Origin of the sequence: Pimelobacter simplex, assembly GCF_900114845.1 — a bacterium.
Classification (GTDB): domain Bacteria; phylum Actinomycetota; class Actinomycetes; order Propionibacteriales; family Nocardioidaceae; genus Nocardioides; species Nocardioides simplex.
The window spans coordinates 197,609-216,713 of record NZ_FOUK01000002.1; the positions used below are offsets into that span (position 1 = coordinate 197,609).

Consider the following 19,105-nt stretch of genomic DNA (forward strand, 5'->3'; position numbering starts at 1 on the left):
GCTAACGTTCAGGTCGACCTGGCCGGGTTGGCGGAACGGTATACGCGGCGCTCTCAAAAAGCGTTGTCCGAAAGGGCATGTGGGTTCGAATCCCACACTCGGCACTCCCGTACCGATTCTGTCAGACCCCAGCCCGATGATGTCGGTATGCCGCACGTCCGTCCGACCGAGACCGTCGAGAGCGCCCTTCGCGATTCCGATGCCGGCATGCCCGACGCCGCCAATGCAGCGAAACATGGCGTCGCGATCGCGACGATCCGGCGTTGGCGGCGGCTGTACCAGCGCCGCGGCCAGGCGCGAGGACAGGCGCACACGTCCGTCCCGTGCCCACGCTGTGACGGTGGCGACCTCGACCGAACCGCCTACGCTGAGCTCCTCGGCTGGTACCTCGGCGACGGGCACATCAGCAGCGGACGGCGTTCCGTCTTCAACCTGCACGTGTTCAACGACGAGAAGTACGTCGAGGACAACGCACGTCTGCTCGACCTCATGTGGCGGGTCAAACCCGGAGGCCGGCCACACACGCGACGCGCTCCCGGCTGTGTCATCACCACGGTTTCGTGGCGGCACTGGCCCTGCCTCTTCCCCCAGCACGGCCCCGGCCGCAAGCACGAGCGGCCCATCGTCCTCGAGCCGTGGCAGCAGGCGATCGTCGCCGAGCACCCCGGCCCGTTCCTGCGCGGCCTGTTCCACTCCGACGGCGCCCGGGTCGCCAACTGGGCGCGCCGCCCGGTCGCGGGCCAGCCGAAGGTCTACCGCTATCCGCGCTGGCAGTTCTGCAACGCCTCCGAGGACATCCTCGGGCTGTGCACGGCAGCGCTCGACCAGGTCGAGATCCCGTGGCGCCGGTCCAACCGCCGGATCGTCAGCGTCTCGAGGCGCGAAGGAGTCACCCGCCTCGACGCGCTGATCGGCCCGAAGGTGTAGCGCCCGACGCCCAGCCTCAGCCCTTGCGCCGGTACGCCGGCGCGACCTCGTTGATCGCGTCGCCCATCCGGTGCACCCGCAGTGCGTTGGTCGAGCCGGGGATGCCCGGGGGGCTCCCGGCGATGATGACGACGCGGTCGCCCTCCTTGACCCGCCCGATGTTGAGGAGCTCCTCGTCGACCTGGCGGACCATCTCGTCGGTGTGCTCGACGGGCAGGGTCTTGAAGGCCTCGACGCCCCAGGAGACGGCGAGCTGGGAGCGGACGCGGGCCTCGGGGGTGAAGGCGAGGACGGGGATGGGGCTGCGGAGGCGGGCGATGCGGCGGGCCGAGTCGCCGGACTGGGTGAAGGCGACGACGTACTTGGCGCCGACCCGCTGGGCGACCTCCTCGGCGGCCTTGGTGATGACGCCGGAGGTGGTGTGGGGGTCCCACTCGATGCGGCCGAAGCGGCTGAAGGTGTCGTCGACGAGGGCGTGGGCCTCGGTGGCGGCGATGATCCGGGCCATGGTCTCGACGGTGTGGACCGGGTGCTCGCCGACACTGGTCTCGCCGGAGAGCATGACGGCGTCGGCCCCGTCGAGGACGGCGTTGGCGACGTCGCTGGCCTCGGCGCGGGTGGGCGCCGGGTTGGTCACCATCGACTCGAGCATCTGGGTGGCCACGATGACGGGCTTCGCGTTGCGGCGGGCGGCGACGATGATCTGCTTCTGCAGGAACGGCACCTCCTCGAGGGGGCACTCGACGCCGAGGTCGCCGCGGGCGACCATGAAGGCGTCGAAGGCGTCGACGACCTCGTCGAGGTTCTCGATCGCCTGGGGCTTCTCGATCTTGGCGATGATGGGGAGCATGACGCCCTCCTCGCGCATGATCGCCCGCACGTCCTCGGCGTCGGCGGCGCTGCGCACGAAGCTGAGGGCGATGAAGTCGACGCCGAGGCGCAGCGCGAAGCGCAGGTCTGCGGTGTCCTTGTCGGACAGCGCGGGCACCGAGACGGCGACGCCGGGCAGGTTGATGCCCTTGTGGTTGCTCACCTTGCCGCCGACGAGCACCTCGGTGACCACGTCGGTGGCGGTCACCTCGACGACGCGCAGGCGCACCTTGCCGTCGTCGATGAGGATCGGGTCGCCCGGGGCGACGTCACCCGGCAGCCCCTTGTACGTCGTCCCGCTGATCTGGTCGTTGCCGTCGACGTCGCGGGTGGTGATCGTCCACTGCTGACCGCGGGCCAGGGTGACCGGGCCGCCGGAGAACGTCTCGAGCCGGATCTTGGGGCCCTGCAGGTCGGCGAGGACGCCGACACCGCGCCCGGCGGCGTCGGAGGCCTCGCGCACCAGGCGGTAGGCCTCGGCGTGCTGCTCGTGGCTGCCGTGGCTCATGTTGAGCCGGGCTAGGTCCATACCCGCGTAGACGAGCTCGCGGATGCGACGCTCCGAGCTGGTGGCCGGACCCAGGGTGCACACGATCTTTGCTCTTCGCACGATCCAACCCTATCGGTGGCACGTCAGCCGAAAACGCCGCATCGGCGCAAACTTCGGATGAAGCCTGCGCCGATGCGGCGATGCGGTGATGCTGCGGTGACCCGCGTCTCAGACGACCAGCGGTCGCGCGGTCGGCGGGATGGGCGCGGGCAGCTGGGTGCTGCCGGTGAGGTAGGTGTCCACCCCGGCGGCCGCGGCCCGGCCCTCGGCGATCGCCCAGACGATCAGCGACTGTCCGCGACCGGCGTCGCCGGCCACGAAGACGCCCTCGACGGAGGTCGCGTAGTCGTTGTCGCGCTTGATGTTGCCGCGCTCGTCGAGGTCGAGGCCGAGCTGCTCGACGACGCCGGGCTGCTCGGGACCCACGAAGCCCATCGCGAAGAGCACCAGCTCGGCCGGGATCTCCCGCTCCGTGCCCTCGTGCTCGACGAGCTTGCCGGCCTCGAAGGAGACCTCGACCAGGCGCAGCGCGCGGACGTTGCCGTCGTCGTCGCCGAGGAACTCCTTGGTCGAGACGGCGTAGACCCGCTCGCCGCCCTCCTCGTGCGCCGAGGAGACCCGGTAGATCATCGGGTACGTCGGCCACGGCTGCCCGTTCGGACGGTCCTCGGTCGGCTGGGGCATGATCTCCAGCTGCGTGATCGAGGCCGCGCCCTGGCGGATCGAGGTGCCGAGGCAGTCGGCGCCGGTGTCACCGCCACCGATGATGACGACGTGCTTGCCGTCGGCACGGATCTGGCCCTCGACCTCCTCGCCGAGCGCCACCCGGTTGGCCTGGGGCAGGAACTCCATGGCCTGGTGGATGCCACCGAGCTCGCGCCCGGGGACCGGCAGGTCGCGCGGCACGGTCGAGCCGATGGCGAGCACCACGGCGTCGTAGCGGTCCTTGAGGGCCTGGCCGTTGAGCTTGCCCTCGCCGACGGTGACGCCGGAGCGGAAGACGGTCCCCTCGCGGCGCATCTGCTCCAGGCGCCGCTCGAGGTGCTTCTTCTCCATCTTGAACTCGGGGATGCCGTAGCGCAGCAGGCCACCGGGCTGGTCGGCCCGCTCGTAGACCGCGACGGTGTGACCGGCGCGGGTGAGCTGCTGGGCGGCGGCGAGACCGGCCGGCCCGGAGCCGACGACGGCCACGGTCTTGCCGGTCAGCCACTCCGGCGGCTGCGGCCGCACGAAGCCCGAGTCGTAGGCCTTGTCGATGATCGAGACCTCGATGTTCTTGATCGTCACGGCCGGCTGGTTGATGCCGAGGACGCACGCGGTCTCGCAGGGGGCCGGGCAGAGGCGACCGGTGAACTCCGGGAAGTTGTTGGTCGCGTGCAGGCGCTCGATCGCGCCCTCCCAGTCGTCGCGCCAGACCAGGTCGTTCCACTCCGGGATGATGTTGCCCAGCGGGCAGCCCTGGTGGCAGAACGGGATGCCGCAGTCCATGCAGCGGCTGGCCTGGACGTTGATGATCGGCAGCAGCGCGCGGCCCATCCCGCCCGGGTAGACCTCGTCCCAGTCGCCCACGCGCTCCTCGACGGGACGGCGGGACGCGACCTCGCGGTCGTTCTTCAAGAAGCCCTTCGGGTCAGCCATTCTGCGCCCCCTTCTTCATGGCCTGACGACCGTCGCGGGAAAGGACAGTGTTGCGCCGGACGTCAGCCATGAAGGACCTCCATCACTCGTGCAGCGGCGGCGTCGGCGTCGAGGCCCTCGGCCTCGGCGTCGGCCTGGACCGCCAGAACCTTGGCGTAGTCGCGCGGCATGACCTCGGTGAACCGCGGCAGTGCGGCGTCCCAGTCGGCCAGCAGCTCCTCGGCGACCTCGGAGCCGGTCTCCTCGAAGTGCTTGCGCACGATGGTCTCGAGCTCGGCGGCGTACTCGGCCGTCACCGGACGCAGGTCGACGAGCTCGCCGTTGACCCGGAAGTCCTTGAGGTCGAGGACCCACGCGATGCCGCCCGACATGCCGGCCGCGAAGTTGCGCCCGGTCTTGCCGAGGACGACGACGCGCCCGCCGGTCATGTACTCGCAGCCGTGGTCGCCCACGCCCTCGGTCACGACGGTCGCGCCCGAGTTGCGCACGCAGCACCGCTCCCCCACGCCGCCGCGGATGAAGACCTCACCCGAGGTGGCGCCGTAGGCGATGGTGTTGCCGGCGATGATGTGCTCGTCGGCCCGGAAGCCGGCCGAGCGGTCGGGCCGGATCGCGATCCGGCCGCCGGACAGGCCCTTGCCGACGTAGTCGTTGGCGTCGCCCTCGAGCCGCAGCGTGATGCCCCGCGGCACGAACGCGCCGAAGGACTGGCCCGCCGAGCCGACGAACGTCAGGTCGATCGTGCCGTCGGGCAGACCCGCGCCACCGTGCTTCTTGGTGACCTCGTGACCCAGGATCGTGCCGACGGTGCGGTTGACGTTCCGGATGGTCAGCTGGGCGCGCACCGGCTCGCCCGACTCGATGGCCGCGGCCGCGAGCGGGAGAATCTCCGTGACGTCGAGCGACTTGTCGAGCCCGTGGTCCTGGGTGCCGGTGTTGCGCACGTCCTGGTCGGGGAAGTGCGTGCCGGCGATGTCGACCCGGTGCAGGATCGGCGCCAGGTCGAGACCCTGCGCCTTCCAGTGGCCGACGGCGTCGACGGTGTCGAGCGCCTGGACCTGGCCGACGGCCTCCTCGATCGAGCGGAAGCCCAGCTGGGCGAGCAGCTCACGGACCTCCTCGGCGATGAACTCGAAGAAGTTGACGACGTACTCGGCCTTGCCGCTGAAGCGCGAGCGCAGCGTCGGGTTCTGCGTCGCCACGCCCACCGGGCAGGTGTCGAGGTGGCAGACCCGCATCAGGATGCAGCCGGAGACCACCAGCGGCGCCGTGGCGAAGCCGAACTCCTCGGCACCGAGCAGCGCGGCGATGACGACGTCGCGCCCGGTCTTGAGCTGACCGTCGGTCTGGACGACGATCCGGTCGCGCAGGCCGTTGAGCAGCAGGGTCTGCTGGGTCTCGGCGAGGCCGAGCTCCCAGGGACCACCGGCGTGCTTGAGCGAGGTCAGCGGGGACGCACCCGTGCCGCCGTCGTGACCCGACACCAGGACGACGTCGGCGTGGGCCTTGGAGACACCCGCGGCGACCGTGCCGACACCGACCTCGGAGACCAGCTTCACGTGGACGCGGGCCGACGGGTTGGCGTTCTTGAGGTCGTGGATCAGCTGCGCCAGGTCCTCGATCGAGTAGATGTCGTGGTGCGGCGGCGGGCTGATCAGGCCCACACCCGGCGTGGAGTGCCGGGTCTTGGCCACCCACGGGTAGACCTTGTTGCCGGGCAGCTGGCCGCCCTCACCGGGCTTCGCGCCCTGCGCCATCTTGATCTGGATGTCGTCGGCGTTGGTGAGGTACTCGGACGTGACGCCGAAGCGACCCGACGCGACCTGCTTGATCGCGCTGCGCCGCTCGGGGTCGTGGAGCCGCTCGGAGTCCTCGCCGCCCTCACCGGTGTTGGACTTGGCGCCCAGCCGGTTCATGGCGATGGCCAGGGTCTCGTGCGCCTCCATCGAGATGGAGCCGTAGGACATCGCGCCGGTCGAGAACCTCTTCACGATGGCCGAGACGGGCTCGACCTCGTCGATCGGGATCGGCGTGCGCCCGAAGGCACCGGCGTCCTTGAACTTGAAGAGGCCGCGCAGCGTCATCAGCTTCTCGGCCTGCTCGTCCACGGCAGCCGTGTACTGCTTGAAGATGTCGTAGCGACCGGTCCGCGTGGAGTGCTGCAGGCGGAACACCGTCTCGGGGTTGAACAGGTGCGGCTCGCCCTCGCGGCGCCACTGGTACTCGCCACCGATCTCGAGCTCGCGGTGCGCGGGCGCGATGCCGGCCGGCGGGTACGCACGGGCGTGCCGGGCGGCGACCTCCTGGGCGATGACGTCGAGCTCGATGCCGCCCAGCTTGGAGGTGGTGCCGGTGAAGTACTTGTCGACGACCGTCTGCGAGAGGCCGATGCACTCGAAGATCTGCGCACCCGTGTACGACGCCACGGTGCTCACGCCGATCTTGGACATGACCTTCACGACGCCCTTGCCGAGCGCCTTGATCAGGTTCTTGACCGCCTGCTCGGGCTCCGCCTTGACGTAGTAGCCCTCGCGCGCCAGGTCCTCGACGGTCTCCATGGCGAGGTACGGGTTGACCGCCGCCGCGCCGTAGCCGACGAGGAGCGCCACGTGGTGCACCTCGCGGACGTCGCCGGCCTCGATGAGGAGGCCGACCTGGGTGCGGGTCTTCTCGCGCACCAGGTGGTGGTGGACCGCGCCGGTCAGCAGCAGCGACGGGATCGGCGCGAGGTCGGCCGTCGAGTGCCGGTCGGAGAGCACGATGATCCGGGCGCCGTCGGCGATCGCGGCCGAGACCTCGGCACAGATCTCGTCGATCCGGGTCGCCATCGCGGCGCCACCGCCGTGCACGTCGTACAGGCCGCGGGAGACGTGGGTGATGAAGCCCGGGTGGTCGCCCTCGCGGTTGATGTGGCGGATCTTGGCCAGGTCGTCGTTGTCGATGACCGGGAACGGCAGCACGATCTGCCGGCACGAGGCCGGGGTGGGCTCGAGCAGGTTCGACTCGGGGCCGATCGAGCCGTAGAGCGAGGTGACGAGCTCCTCGCGGATGGCGTCGAGCGGTGGGTTGGTGACCTGCGCGAAGAGCTGGCTGAAGTAGTCGAACAGCAGCCGCGGCTTCTCGCTGAGCGCCGCGATGGGCGTGTCGGTGCCCATCGAGCCGAGCGCCTCGCCGCCGGTGTTGGCCATCGGCGTGAGGATGACGCGCAGCTCCTCCTCGGTGTAGCCGAAGATCTGCTGGCGCCGGGTCACCGAGGCGTGCGTGTGCACGATGTGCTCACGGTCCTCGATGTCGTCGAGCTGGATGAGGCCGCCGTGCAGCCACTCGCCGTAGGGGTTCTCGGCGGCGAGCTGGTCCTTGACCTCCTCGTCCTCGATGATCCGGTGCTCCTCGGTGTCGACCAGGAACATCCGGCCCGGCTGCAGGCGGCCCTTGCGGACGACCGTGGCCGGGTCGAGGTCGAGCACGCCGACCTCGGAGGCGAGGACGACGAGACCGTCGTCGGTGACCCAGTAGCGGGCCGGGCGCAGGCCGTTGCGGTCGAGGACCGCGCCGATCTGGGTGCCGTCGGTGAAGACGACGCACGCCGGGCCGTCCCAGGGCTCCATCATCGTGGAGTGGAAGCGGTAGAAGTCGCGCCGCAGCTCGGGCATCTCGGCGTGGTTCTCCCACGCCTCCGGGATCATCATGAGCACCGCGTGGGGCAGGCTGCGCCCACCCATGTGCAGCAGCTCGAGCACCTCGTCGAAGGACGCCGAGTCGGACGCGCCCGGGGTGCAGATCGGGAACAGCCGGTCGAGGTCGCCCGGGATGGCGTCGGAGGCGAGCAGCGCCTCGCGCGCCCGCATCCAGTTGCGGTTGCCCATGACCGTGTTGATCTCGCCGTTGTGGGCGATGAACCGGAACGGGTGGGACAGCGGCCAGCTCGGGAACGTGTTCGTCGAGAACCGCGAGTGGACGACGCCGATGGCCGAGGCCATCCGCTCGTCGACCAGGTCGGGGTAGAAGTGGTCGAGCTGGTCGGTGGTCAGCATGCCCTTGTAGGCCAGCGTCCGCGACGACAGCGACGGGAAGTACACGTCGGTCTCGCGCTCGGCACGCTTGCGCAGGCAGAAGGCCAGGCGCTCGAGGTCCATCCCGGTGACCGGCGTGCCGCCGAACGGGTTGGCCTGGACGAAGACCTGGCTGAACGTCGGCATGACGCTGCGGGCCATGGTGCCCAGGATCTCGGGGGTGACCGGCACCTCGCGCCAGCCGAGGACCGTGAGGCCCTCCTCGGCGGCGATCTCCTCGATCCGGCCGCGGGTCTTGGCGACCTGCTCCTCGTCGCCGGGCAGGAAGGCCGTGCCGACGGCGTAGGTCCCGGCGGCGGGCAGGGTGAGCCCCGCCTCGGCCGTGACCGCACGCAGGAAGGCGTCGGGCACCTGCAGGAGGATTCCGGCACCGTCGCCGGAGTTGGGCTCGGCCCCCGCGGCACCGCGGTGGTCCAGGTTGCGGAGGGCCGTCAGGGCCTTCACCACGATGTCGTGGCTGGCCTCACCGGTCAGGGTCGCAACGAAGGCGACGCCACAGGCGTCGTGCTCGTGTCGCGGGTCGTAGAGACCCTCCGGCGGCGGGAACGCGTGCGAAGAGGGCACAGGGGTTCTCCCGTCGACTACGTCTGCCACGTCGTCGGCCCCGGACGGGGCGAGTCGGTGCAACAGAAGGTGGGGCGCAAGGGACGGCACTGGCCCACGCGGCGGAGCCCTCAGGTTACCACCGTGTCAACGGTGTGTGTTCAATCGTCATCCGTGCTGGATGCATCTTTTGTCACATCCGACGACTCCTCCGAAGATCCTTCGGAAGCCTCGCCCGGCACCGCAGCGACCGCCCGGCCGTCGGCGTACACGCTCTCCTCGCGGCCGGGCCGGTTCTTGGTCGCCCAGGCGAAGTAGGCGGCGGCGATCACGAAGAGCACGATCGAGGTCCACACGTTGAACCGCAGGCCGAGCACGTCGTTGAGCTGGACGTCGTCGATCCGCAGGTCCTCGATCCAGCCGCGGCCCAGCGTGTAGGCCATCACGTAGACCGCCATCACCCGGCCGTGGCCCAGGCGGAAGCGGCGGTCGAGCCAGATGATGAGCGCGAAGGCGGCCAGGTTCCACAGGCACTCGTAGAGGAACGTCGGGTGGAAGGTGGCGAAGTCGGGGACGGCGCCGCCGTTGTCGGCGAGCAGCTTGCGGTAGTCGTCGCTGGCCTTGTAGGCGGCGCTGAAGTGGTCGCTGTCGATCTTCAGGCCCCACGGCAGGTCGGTGGGCCGGCCGTAGAGCTCCTGGTTGAACCAGTTGCCCCAGCGGCCGATCGCCTGGCCGACCAGGACGCCGGGCGCCAGCGCGTCGAGCAGCGGGAGCAGCTTGATCCCCTTGCGGCGCGCGCCGATCCAGGCGCCCAGCGCACCCAGGCCCACACCGCCCCAGATGCCGAGCCCGCCGTGCCAGACGTAGAGCGCGTCGACGGGGCTGCCGCCCTCGCCGAAGTACTTCTCCCAGTCGGTGGCGACGTGGTAGAGCCGGGCGCCGACGATGCCGAACGGCACCGCCCAGATGGCGATGTCCTGCACCTCGCCGAGGGTGCCGCCGCGGGCCTGCCAGCGCTTCTCGCCGATCCAGATGGCCACGACGATGCCGAGGATGATGCACAGCGCGTAGCCGCGCAGCGGGAAGGCACCGATGTGCCACACGCCGTTGGCCGGGCTCGGGATGCTGGCGGCGATGATCTGGGGCAGCACGTCGGCTCCTGGGGTCACTGGGACTGGTCCTAGTCCTCGGTCAGCAGGGTGTGGATGTCCGCGGCGAACTCCGTGCTGGAGGTCTCCTGGTTCCACAGCGCGACGGCCTTGCCGTCGTGGTCGATGGCCAGGGTGAACGTCGAGTGCCCACCCAGGTCGTAGCCCCCGGAGGGCAGCTTCTTGCCGTCGTTGACGTAGACGGCCAGCGGCTCGCCGACCTCGATGATGGTGTCGAGGTCGCCGGTCAGGCCGATGAACGACTTGTTGTAGCCGTCGAGGTACTTGCGCAGCGCCTTGGTCGTGTCGCGGGTCGGGTCGGTCGTCACGAAGACGACGTCGACCTTGGCCCGGTCGGCGTCGTCGAGGCGGTTCATCGCCGCGGCGATGTTGTTCATGACCATCGGGCAGTAGTCGGCGCAGTGGGTGTAGCCGAAGAAGACCAGCGTCATCGGCTTCTCGGTCGCGGCCAGCGAGTAGGGCTCGCCCGCGGTGTCGGTGAGCGCGATGTCCGGCGCGGTGTAGGGGTTGTCGAGCCGGCTGCCGGTGAACTTCGCCGGGTCGCTGCCGCACGCCGCGAGCGCCAGGCCGAGGACGACGATCAGGGCGGCCAGCGCCGGTCCGCGGTGGAGCGGGCTACGCACGAACCCCTCCGGCGAGCTCGGCGGTCAGGTCGCGCAGCGCCGCGAGCCCGGCAGCCCGGTCGCCGGCATGGTCGAGGAGGGTGCGCACGAACGCGGAGCCCACGATCACCCCGTCGGCGTGGGCCGCGAGGTCGGCCGCCTGCGCGCCCGAGCTGACGCCGACCCCGACGCCGACCGGCAGGTCGGTGGTCGCCTTGGTCCGGGCGATGAGCGGGGCCACGCCCGCCGCGGTCGCCTGCGTGGTGCCGGTGACGCCCATGATGCCGGTGGCGTAGACGAAGCCGCGCGAGGCGGCCGTGGTCAGCGCGATCCGCTCGTCGGTCGAGGAGGGCGCGACGAGGAAGACCTTGTCGAGGTCGCGCTCGTCGGCCGCGGCGATCCACTCGGGCGCGAAGTCGGGCGTCAGGTCGGGCGTGATCAGGCCCGCTCCCCCGGCGCTCGCCAGGTCCTTGGCGAACCGCTCGACGCCGTACCGCTCGACGGGGTTCCAGTAGGTCATCACGAGCGTCGGCGTGCCGGTGGCGGCGACCGCCTCGACCACGCGGAGCACGTCGGCCGTGCGCACGCCGGCGTCGAGCGCCTGCTGCGCCGCGGCCTGGATGATCGGGCCGTCCATCACCGGGTCGCTGTAGGGCAGCCCGATCTCGATGACGTCGCAGCCGGCCTCGACCATCACCTTCAGCGCGGCGATGCTGCCCTCGACGTCGGGGAAGCCGGCAGGGAGGTAGCCGACGAGGGTCGCCCGGCCCTCGGCCCGCGCCTTCGCGAACGCGGTGCTGGTGGTGCTCACTTGCTCTCCCCCGCCTCACCCAGGTGGAACCAGTCCATGGCGGTGCCCATGTCCTTGTCCCCGCGTCCCGAGAGGTTGACCAGGATCGTCTGGCCCGGCCGGTCCCGGGCGACCCGCAGCGCGCCGGCCACGGCGTGCGCGGACTCGATCGCCGGGATGATCCCCTCGGTGCGGGCGAGCAGCGCCATCGCGTCCATCGCCTCGGTGTCGGTCACCGGCAGGTACGTCGCCCGGCCGGCCGCCGACAGCGCCGAGTGCTGCGGGCCGACGCCCGGGTAGTCGAGGCCCGCGGAGATCGAGTGCGACTCGACGGTCTGGCCGTCGTCGTCCTGGAGCACGAAGGTGCGCGCGCCGTGCAGCACGCCGATGGAGCCGGCGAAGATCGTCGCGGCGTGGCGCCCGGTGTCGACGCCGTCGCCCCCGGCCTCGAAGCCGTAGATGGCGACCTCGGGGTCGTCGACGAATCCCGCGAAGAGGCCGATGGCGTTGGACCCGCCGCCCACGCACGCGGCGACCGCGTCGGGCAGGGCGCCGTACTGGTCGAGGCACTGCTGGCGCGCCTCGTCGCCGATGCCGCGCACGAAGCTGAGCACCAGGCTCGGGAACGGGTGCGGGCCGGCCGCCGTGCCGAACAGGTAGGCCGTCTCGTCGACGCTCGCGACCCAGTCGCGCAGCGCCTCGTTGATGGCGTCCTTGAGCGTGCGGGAGCCGCTCCGGACCGGGATCACCTCGGCGCCGAGCAGCTGCATCCGGGCGACGTTGAGCGCCTGGCGCTCGGTGTCGACCTCGCCCATGTAGACGGTGCAGTCGAGGCCGAGGTAGGCCGCGGCGGTCGCGCTCGCGACGCCGTGCTGGCCGGCGCCGGTCTCGGCGATGACCCGGGTCTTGCCCATCCGCTGGGTCAGCAGCGCCTGGCCGAGCACGTTGCGGATCTTGTGGGCGCCGGTGTGGTTGAGGTCCTCGCGCTTGAGCAGGATCCGGGCGCCGGCGTGCTCGGAGAGCCGGGTGGCGTCGTAGAGCATGCTCGGGACGCCCGCGTAGTCGGTGAGCAGCCGCTCGAACTCGCCGGTGAAGGCGGGGTCGGCCATCGCGTCCTGCCAGGCGACGTCGAGCTCGTCGAGCGCCGCGATCAGCGCCTCGGGCATGAACCGGCCGCCGAAGGCGCCCGTGCCACCGAACCAGCCGCGTGCGTCGGCGTCGTACTTGCTCATCGAGTGATCCCTGTCATCGCTGCCACTGCCTCGCGCGGGGCGCCGTCCTTGACGAGCGCCTCGCCGACGAGCACCACGCCGGCTCCTTCGCCGACGAACCGCTCGACGTCCTGGGGTCCGAAGATGCCGGACTCGGCGACCTTGACCCGGTCGTCGGGGATGAGGGGCGCGAGCCGGCCGAAGACGTCGAGGTCGACCTCGAGCGTCTTGAGGTTGCGCGCGTTGACGCCGACCAGCTCGGCGCCGACCTCGACCGCGCGAGCGGTCTCGGCCTCGTCGTGCACCTCCATCAGCACGGTGAGCCCGAGCTCGCGGGCGTAGTCGTGCAGCTGCCGCAACCGCTCACCGGGCAGCGAGACCACCATCAGCAGCGCCAGGTCGGCGCCGGCCGCGCGGGCCTCGAGCAGCTGGTACTCGGTGACGATGAAGTCCTTGCGCAGCACCGGGACGTCGACCGTGGCGCGCACCGCGCGCAGGTCGTCGAGGCTGCCGCCAAACCGGCGCTGCTCGGTGAGCACGCTGATCGCGGCGGCGCCGCCGGCGGCGTACTCGCTCGCCAGGGCGGCCGGGTCCGGGATGTCGGCGAGCGCGCCCTTGCTGGGGCTCTTGCGCTTCACCTCGGCGATCACGCTCGAGCCCGGGCCGCGGAAGTGCGGCATCGGGTCGCGCGGCGGTTCGACGTCGGCCAGGGCGGCCCGCAGGTCCGCCTCGGAGGTGGTGGCCTGACGCACGGCGAGATCCTCGAGCACTCCGGCGACGATCCCGTCGAGCACCGTGGGCCGGGAAGCCTGGGGGGCCGACATTGCGCCTCCGTCACGTCTCGCTTGCGGGCAGGGTCCGACGGCGGCGAACGCCGGCGGTGGTGTCGAGTGTGGCACGCGACGGTTAGGGTTCCACACACCGCCCGGACCTCGGCCGGCCGAACGACATCTGAGAAACACGCAGGAGGAACCGACGTGAGCTACAACGAGCCGCCCAACTACGGCACTCCCCCGCCGCCCGCGCCTGGTGGATACGGCGCCGGTGGCTATGGCGGTGGCGGGGACCACCCCCAGGGCACCACCATCCTGATCCTCGGCATCCTGGGCCTGGTCTGCTGTGGCCCCCTGGGCATCGCGGCCTGGGTCATGGGCAACAAGGCGATCGGCGAGATCGACGCCAACCCGGGTGCCTACACCAACCGCGGCACGGTCAACGCCGGCCGGATCTGCGGCATGATCGCCTCGATCCTCATGGTCGTCGGCATCGTGGTCTACGGCATCATCTTCATCGTGGCGCTCGGCAACAGCTGAGCCGTCCCCGAGGCACGAACGACGCCCCCTGTCCCGGTCGGGACAGGGGGCGTCGGCGTTCGTGGCGCGCCGGGACGCAGGTCAGGGCGCCAGCCAGGCGCCGTACGGCGTGTTGCGCAGCACGGTGAACACCACCATCACCGCGATCATCACGCCCGTGACTCGCGCCAGCCGGCGGCTGTCGGGGTCCCACGGGCGGCCGCTCCAGCGGCCGGCGGTCCAGCGCCAGAACACCCATCCGAAGAGCGGGATGACGGCGAGGAAGAGAAGGTTGCTCGAGGCGGCGTCGACCAGGCGCAGGTTGCTGAGGTCGTTGACTGCGCGCAGGCCCCCGCAGCCGGGGCAGTAGATGCCGAGGGCGGCCGAGGGGCACAGCCCCCAGCTGCCCTGGTCGTGCGGGTCGCGGAAGTGCAGGGCCACGGTGGCGGCGGTGATCCCGCCGGCCACGAGCAGCGGCGGCAGCATCCGCCGCCGGCGCGAGATCGCGCCGGTGGGGGCGGGTGCGGCCGTGAGGGTCATCTCCGCGGAGCGCCCGGGCTCAGTGACCCGGCTCGTGGAAGCCCATCTTCGCCATCACCAGGAACACGACGCCGCCGGCCACGACGACCACGGTGCCGATCCAGAACAGCGGCCAGTTCAGCGGCGAGAGGGACATGCCGATGGCGCCCACGACGAAGCCGACCAGCGAGACAAGGACGGCGGTCCAGGCAGCAGGGGTGTTGCCGTGGTTGTCGGCCATGGATGAGCTCCTCGATCAGTCGGGCGGGTCGTGCGGGTACTGCGGTCAGATTCTAGGGGCACGGGCGCGTCAGTCGGCCGTGGGGTCGCCGCCCTCGTCCAGGGACTTCCACAGGTCGAGGTTCGACTGCTCCTCGGGCTCCTTGGTGGACGCCGCCGCGGCACCGCCCGCGGTCGGCGCGTCGTAGCGGCTGCCCATCTCGGGCCAGGACGGCACCAGGCGGACGGCGAGCCCGGCGGCGGCGAGCGCGACGAGGGCGCCGAGCAGCGTCACCCACAGCCACGGGCTGCGTCCGGCGTCGACCGCCGCGCTGTCGAGGCCGAGCCGCACGGCGAGGTCGCCGGAGGCCTTGTCGTCCTGGACGAAGCCGCCGATGACGACCACGGCGAAGATGCCGGCGGCCGCGACGAGGGCGAGGACCGCGACGACCCGCCGCACCCAGCCGCGGGTGACGAGCAGGACGCCCCAGCAGGCGAGGGCGACGAGCGCGAGCGCACCGGCGAGCGGGAACTCGACCGAGCGGTCGGCGACGCCGGGCGCGATCCCGCCGGCCGCGCGCAGCGTGGCCTCGGGGATGGTCAGCATCTCCTTGTGGCCACCGACGGCGGCGGCGCCGCTGCCGATCAGGCCGAGGAGGACGACGGGGCCGAACGCGCGGCGGGCGCGCCCGTCAGCCATCGATCAGCCCGTCGTCGAAGCAGGTGCGCGCGCCGGTGTGGCAGGCGACGCCGACCTGGTCGACCTTGACCAGCAGCGTGTCGCCGTCGCAGTCGAGGCGGACCTCCTTGACCTGCTGGGGGTTGCCCGAGGTCTCGCCCTTGACCCAGTACTCCTGACGCGAGCGGCTCCAGTACGTCGCCCGCCCGGTGGTGAGGGTGCGGTGCAGCGCCTCGTCGTCCATCCAGGCCAGCATCAGCACCTCACCGGTGTCGTGCTGCTGCACGATGGCGGGCACGAGCCCGTCGGCGGTGCGCTTGAGGCGGTCGGCGAGGGCGCCGTCGAGGGAGGTCACGCGACCATTATCCCGGCTGCCCCGCAGCACCGCGCTGGGCGACCCACGACGCGTGCAGCCGGGCGTACGGCGTCCCGGGCCGGGTGACGAGCTCGGCGTGCGGTCCGTGCTGCACGATCCGGCCCCGGTCGACGACCACCACGACGTCGGCGGACTCGGCGGTGGAGAGCCGGTGCGCGATGGTGACCGAGGTGCGCCCGCTCATCAGCCGCTCGAGCGCCCGGCCGATCCGGGTCTCCAGCGCGGGGTCGACCGCGCTGGTCGCCTCGTCGAGCACGAGCAGGTCGGGGTCGGCGAGCTGGGCGCGCAGCAGCGCGACGAGCTGGCGCTCCCCCGCCGAGAGCGACTCGCCGCGCTGGCCGACCCGGGTGGCGACGCCGTCGGGGAGGCCGGCCACCCAGTCGCCGAGGCCGATCGTCTCGGCGGCCGCGAGGATCTCGTCCTCGGTGGCGCCGAGCCGGCCGTAGCGGACGTTCGCGGCCAGCGTGTCGTCGAAGAGGAAGCCCTCCTGCGGGACGAGCACCACGCTGCTGCGCAGCGCGCTCTCGGCGACCTCGCGCAGGTCGATCCCGTCGAGCAGGACCCGGCCGCGGTCGGGGTCCATCAGCCGGGTGAGCAGCTTGGCCACGGTGGACTTGCCCGAGCCGGTCTCGCCGACCACGGCCACCCGCTGCCCGGCCGGGATCACCAGGTCGATGTCGGAGAGCACCTCGGGACCCCCGGGGTAGGCGAAGCCCACCTCCTCGAAGCGCACGTCGATCGCGCCCTTCGGAAGAGTCCGGCCGTCGGGACCCGGGTCGACGAGGTCGGCGGGCGTGTCGAGGATGCCGATCACCCGGCGCCAGCCCGCGATGGCGTTCTGCGCGTCGGTGAGGATCTGGGTACCCATCTGGACCGGGCCGACGAACAGGGTGACGAGGAAGGCGAACGCCAGCACCTCGCCCGCCGTGATCCCGTCGCCCCAGGCGAAGCCCTGGCCGAGCCAGATGCCGACGATGAGGACGCCCGCGTTGGCGAAGCCGGCCGAGATCCCGCCCAGGCTGAACGAGAACGCGGTGAAGCCCTGGGCCCGCGTGCTCGCCGACTTGTGGACGGCGATCGCGGTGTCGATCCGCTCCTGGGTGCGGTCCTCGATGGCGTAGGACTTGACGACGGCGGCGCCCACCACCGGCTCCGACACGGCGGAGAGCAGCACGCCGACCTGGCGCCGCACGGTGCCGTAGGCCGCGGCCAGCTTGCGCTGGAAGTAGCGCAGGCTGAGGAAGAGCGGTGCGAAGCAGACCCAGACCACGATCGCGAGCTGCCAGCTGTAGACGACCATCACCACGGTCGCGATGAGCATCTGGCCGATGCTGACGACGAACAGCAGGCCGCCGAAGACGAGGAACTGGCTGACCTGGTCGACGTCGCTGGTCACCCGCGAGACGAGCGCGCCGCGGCGCTCGGTGTTCTGCGTCAGCAGGGGCAGGTCGTGGACGTGGCGGAAGGCCTTGACCCGCAGGGTGGCGAGGCCACGCTCGGCGGTCGAGAACAGCCGGGCCGTCATCGCGTACGACGCCCAGCTGGTCGCCACGATCGCGAGCCCCGCCGCCAGTGCGAGCCAGGTCGTGAACGAGACGTCGGGACCGCCGTCGCCGTGCAGGCCCTTGTCGATGGTCTGCTGGACGGCGATCGGGACGACGACCTGGCCGACCGACGCGATCACGGCGAGGGTCAGCGTCCACCCGATGCCCTCGGTCAGCTCGGGCGAGTGCCGGATGCCGCGGCGGATGGTCTCCCAGGCGCCGATCTCCTCGCCGGTGCTGAGCCGGGTCTGCTCGGCGGCGCGCAGCGTGGTGCTCATCGGGTCACCTCGGCGGGCTCGGTCTCGTAGGCGTTGACGAGGTGCGCGTAGTCGGCATTGCGCGCGACCAGCTCGTCGTGGGGTCCGCGGTCGGCGATCCGGCCGTCGACGAGGAAGAGCACCTCGTCGGCCAGCCCGATCGTGGCCTTGCGGTAGGCGACGACGACCAGCGTCGTCTCGCTCTCGCCGAGGCCGGCCAGGATCCGCGCCTCGACCTCGGGGTCGACGGCCGACGTGGCGTCGTCGAGGACGAGGAGCCGCGGGCGCCGGACGAGGGCGCGGGCCAGCGAGAGCCGTTGCCGCTGGCCCCCGGAGAGCGACGTGCCGCGCTCCCCCAGCCGGGTGTCGAGACCGTCGGGCAGGGCCGCGACGAAGCCGTCGGCCTGCGCGGTGCGCAGCGCGGCCCACACCTCGTCGTCGCCGACGTCGGCGCCCAGGGTGACGTTGCCGCGCACGGTGTCATCGAAGAGGAACGCCGTCTGGGGCACGACGGCCAGCACCTCGGCGAGCGCGCCGTGGCGCAGGTCGCGCAGGTCGGTGCCGTCGACCCGGATCGCGCCGTCCTCGACGTCGACCAGGCGCGAGAGCAGCGTCGTCAGCGTGCTCTTGCCGGACGCGGTCGCCCCGACGAGAGCGACCGTGCGGCCGGGCTCGACGTCGAAGGACAGGTCGCGCAGCAGCGTGCGGCCGGGCTCGTAGGCGAACGCGGCCCGCTCGACCTCGAGCCGGGCCCCGCCGGCCGCGGCGGGGGCGGGCGCGTCGCCGTACTCCATGGCGCCGGTGGCACCGATGACGGCCGCCACGCGCCGGTAGCCGACGACGCTGCGCGGGAAGTCGCCCAGGAGCCAACCGATCGAGCGGATGGGGAAGGACACGACGGTCAGCAGGTAGGCGACGGTGACGACGTCGCCGGCCACGGTCGCACCCGACACGACCCGGTGCACGCCGACGACCAGGACGACGAGCACCGCGAGGTTGGGCAGCGCGGCGAGCGTCGGGTCGAAGGCGGCCCGGATCCGGCCGACCCGGATGTTGGCCTCGCGCAGCTCCTCGGCCTTCGCCCGGAAGCGCGCCGTCTCCTCGGGCTCGCGACCGAGCGTCTTGACGACGAGCGCCCCGTCGAAGGACTCGTGGGCGATCTCGGAGAGCTCGGCCCGCAGCTCCTGGGCTCGCGTGGCCCAGCCCTGGGCGAGGCGTTGGTAGACCACGTTGACGACGATGACGAGCGGGAACACGAGCAGCCCGACCGCAGCCAGGACCAGGTCGGTCAGCAGCATCTGGACGACGGCGATGACCATCATCGCGACCGTGCCGACCGCCATCGGCAGCGGCGCGATCGGGCCCCAGGCCGCCTCGACGTCGGCATTGGCGTTGGACAGCAGCTCGCCGGTCGGGTGCTTCTGGTGCCAGGCCAGCGGAAGACGGAGGTACTGGCGCGTCACCGCACGCCGGCTGTGGGCCTGCATCCGGTACTGCATGACACCAGCGCCCAGGCGCCGCGCCACGATGCCCACCGCGCGCAGGATCGCGACCCCGATGAACAGCCCGAGCACCGCCCAGAGCAGACCGGAGCCGATCTCGCCGTCCCGGAAGGCGGGCAGCACGACGTGGTCGGTCGACCACCCGAGCACCCAGGCGTCGGCGACGGTGAGCGCCCCGAAGAGCACGCTGCCGATCGTCGAGGCCGCGAAGATCCAGGGCTCGCGCTTGATCGCCACCCACAGGACGCCGAAGCCTGCCGACGTCGTCCCGGTTGTGCTGCTGCTCTCGCTCGCCACCCGCTCCTGCTCTCTCGTCGCCCGAACCCTGGCCCAACCCTGGGGGG

16 protein-coding genes and 1 tRNA gene are annotated in these 19,105 nt (G+C 71.6%); 3 read left to right on the top strand and 14 right to left on the bottom strand.

Annotated features, from left to right (window positions below):
* The first annotated feature begins 21 nt into the window (after positions 1–21).
* Positions 22–104 (top strand) — tRNA-Leu (locus BM223_RS08505).
* A 43-nt stretch (positions 105–147) separates the two neighbouring features.
* Entirely contained in the window at positions 148–927 is a 780-nt protein-coding gene (locus tag BM223_RS08510) for a hypothetical protein (protein WP_038678423.1), read from the top strand.
* A 16-nt stretch (positions 928–943) separates the two neighbouring features.
* Here the strand turns inward: BM223_RS08510 and pyk are convergent, their stop codons facing one another.
* The 8 genes from pyk to trpC all read right to left on the bottom strand — a co-directional run bounded on the left by pyk (position 944) and on the right by trpC (position 13,197).
* Positions 944–2,407: a pyruvate kinase gene (gene pyk / locus BM223_RS08515; RefSeq protein ID WP_038678421.1), complete on the bottom strand. Its 1,464-nt coding sequence runs from the start codon at positions 2,405–2,407 to the stop codon at positions 944–946.
* A 108-nt stretch (positions 2,408–2,515) separates the two neighbouring features.
* A complete protein-coding gene (locus BM223_RS08520; RefSeq protein ID WP_038678419.1) occupies positions 2,516–3,985 on the bottom strand; it encodes a glutamate synthase subunit beta in 1,470 nt (489 codons plus the stop codon).
* A 62-nt stretch (positions 3,986–4,047) separates the two neighbouring features.
* Complete coding sequence (gltB, locus tag BM223_RS08525; RefSeq protein WP_038678418.1) at positions 4,048–8,622, bottom strand: glutamate synthase large subunit; 4,575 nt, start codon at positions 8,620–8,622, stop codon at positions 4,048–4,050.
* A 140-nt stretch (positions 8,623–8,762) separates the two neighbouring features.
* Positions 8,763–9,752 (bottom strand): prolipoprotein diacylglyceryl transferase, encoded by a 990-nt coding sequence (lgt, locus tag BM223_RS08530; RefSeq protein WP_235319254.1) that lies wholly within the window; start codon positions 9,750–9,752, stop codon positions 8,763–8,765.
* Positions 9,753–9,781: 29 nt separating this feature from the next.
* The gene (locus BM223_RS08535) at positions 9,782–10,393 is read right to left on the bottom strand and encodes an SCO family protein (protein WP_052138503.1); all 612 of its coding nucleotides are present in this window, start codon (positions 10,391–10,393) and stop codon (positions 9,782–9,784) included.
* On the bottom strand, positions 10,386–11,183 hold the full coding sequence (trpA, locus tag BM223_RS08540; RefSeq protein ID WP_038678416.1) for a tryptophan synthase subunit alpha: 798 nt from the start codon (positions 11,181–11,183) through the stop codon (positions 10,386–10,388). The genes BM223_RS08535 and trpA overlap by 8 nt, the downstream gene beginning before the upstream one ends.
* Positions 11,180–12,394 carry a tryptophan synthase subunit beta gene (trpB, locus tag BM223_RS08545; RefSeq protein ID WP_038678414.1) on the bottom strand — a complete coding sequence of 405 codons (1,215 nt, stop codon included), beginning with the start codon at positions 12,392–12,394 and terminating at the stop codon, positions 11,180–11,182. The genes trpA and trpB overlap by 4 nt, the downstream gene beginning before the upstream one ends.
* A complete protein-coding gene (gene trpC, locus BM223_RS08550; RefSeq protein ID WP_038678412.1) occupies positions 12,391–13,197 on the bottom strand; it encodes an indole-3-glycerol phosphate synthase TrpC in 807 nt (268 codons plus the stop codon). Before trpC ends, trpB begins: the two co-directional genes overlap by 4 nt.
* A 153-nt stretch (positions 13,198–13,350) precedes the next feature.
* Between trpC and BM223_RS08555 the strand changes: the two genes are divergently transcribed.
* Positions 13,351–13,686, top strand: coding sequence for a DUF4190 domain-containing protein (locus tag BM223_RS08555; RefSeq protein WP_038678410.1), 336 nt, complete (start codon positions 13,351–13,353; stop codon positions 13,684–13,686).
* Positions 13,687–13,767: 81 nt separating this feature from the next.
* Here the strand turns inward: BM223_RS08555 and BM223_RS08560 are convergent, their stop codons facing one another.
* The 6 genes from BM223_RS08560 to BM223_RS08585 form a co-directional block, all read right to left on the bottom strand.
* On the bottom strand, positions 13,768–14,205 hold the full coding sequence (locus tag BM223_RS08560) for a DUF2752 domain-containing protein (protein WP_052138502.1): 438 nt from the start codon (positions 14,203–14,205) through the stop codon (positions 13,768–13,770).
* A gap of 19 nt (positions 14,206–14,224) precedes the next feature.
* Complete coding sequence (locus BM223_RS08565) at positions 14,225–14,425, bottom strand: HGxxPAAW family protein (protein WP_038678408.1); 201 nt, start codon at positions 14,423–14,425, stop codon at positions 14,225–14,227.
* Between the two features lie 69 nt (positions 14,426–14,494).
* Positions 14,495–15,103: a Trp biosynthesis-associated membrane protein gene (locus tag BM223_RS08570; protein WP_052138501.1), complete on the bottom strand. Its 609-nt coding sequence runs from the start codon at positions 15,101–15,103 to the stop codon at positions 14,495–14,497.
* On the bottom strand, positions 15,096–15,437 hold the full coding sequence (gene hisI, locus BM223_RS08575) for a phosphoribosyl-AMP cyclohydrolase (protein WP_038678406.1): 342 nt from the start codon (positions 15,435–15,437) through the stop codon (positions 15,096–15,098). Before hisI ends, BM223_RS08570 begins: the two co-directional genes overlap by 8 nt.
* A 7-nt stretch (positions 15,438–15,444) precedes the next feature.
* Positions 15,445–17,280, bottom strand: coding sequence for an ABC transporter ATP-binding protein (locus tag BM223_RS08580; protein ID WP_038678404.1), 1,836 nt, complete (start codon positions 17,278–17,280; stop codon positions 15,445–15,447).
* Positions 17,277–19,058: an ABC transporter ATP-binding protein gene (locus tag BM223_RS08585; RefSeq protein WP_038678403.1), complete on the bottom strand. Its 1,782-nt coding sequence runs from the start codon at positions 19,056–19,058 to the stop codon at positions 17,277–17,279. Before BM223_RS08585 ends, BM223_RS08580 begins: the two co-directional genes overlap by 4 nt.
* Positions 19,059–19,105: the final 47 nt, after the last annotated feature.

Excerpts from the sequence above, each read along its gene's own strand:
- BM223_RS08510 (WP_038678423.1), top strand. The coding sequence starts at position 148 with ATGCCGCACGTCCGTCCGACCGAGACCGTCGAGAGCGCCCTTCGCGAT.
- BM223_RS08520 (WP_038678419.1), bottom strand. The coding sequence starts at position 3,985 with ATGGCTGACCCGAAGGGCTTCTTGAAGAACGACCGCGAGGTCGCGTCC.
- trpB (WP_038678414.1), bottom strand. The coding sequence starts at position 12,394 with ATGAGCAAGTACGACGCCGACGCACGCGGCTGGTTCGGTGGCACGGGC.
- trpC (WP_038678412.1), bottom strand. The coding sequence starts at position 13,197 with ATGTCGGCCCCCCAGGCTTCCCGGCCCACGGTGCTCGACGGGATCGTC.
- BM223_RS08560 (WP_052138502.1), bottom strand. The coding sequence starts at position 14,205 with ATGACCCTCACGGCCGCACCCGCCCCCACCGGCGCGATCTCGCGCCGG.
- BM223_RS08565 (WP_038678408.1), bottom strand. The coding sequence starts at position 14,425 with ATGGCCGACAACCACGGCAACACCCCTGCTGCCTGGACCGCCGTCCTT.
- BM223_RS08570 (WP_052138501.1), bottom strand. The coding sequence starts at position 15,103 with ATGGCTGACGGGCGCGCCCGCCGCGCGTTCGGCCCCGTCGTCCTCCTC.
- BM223_RS08580 (WP_038678404.1), bottom strand. The coding sequence starts at position 17,280 with ATGAGCACCACGCTGCGCGCCGCCGAGCAGACCCGGCTCAGCACCGGC.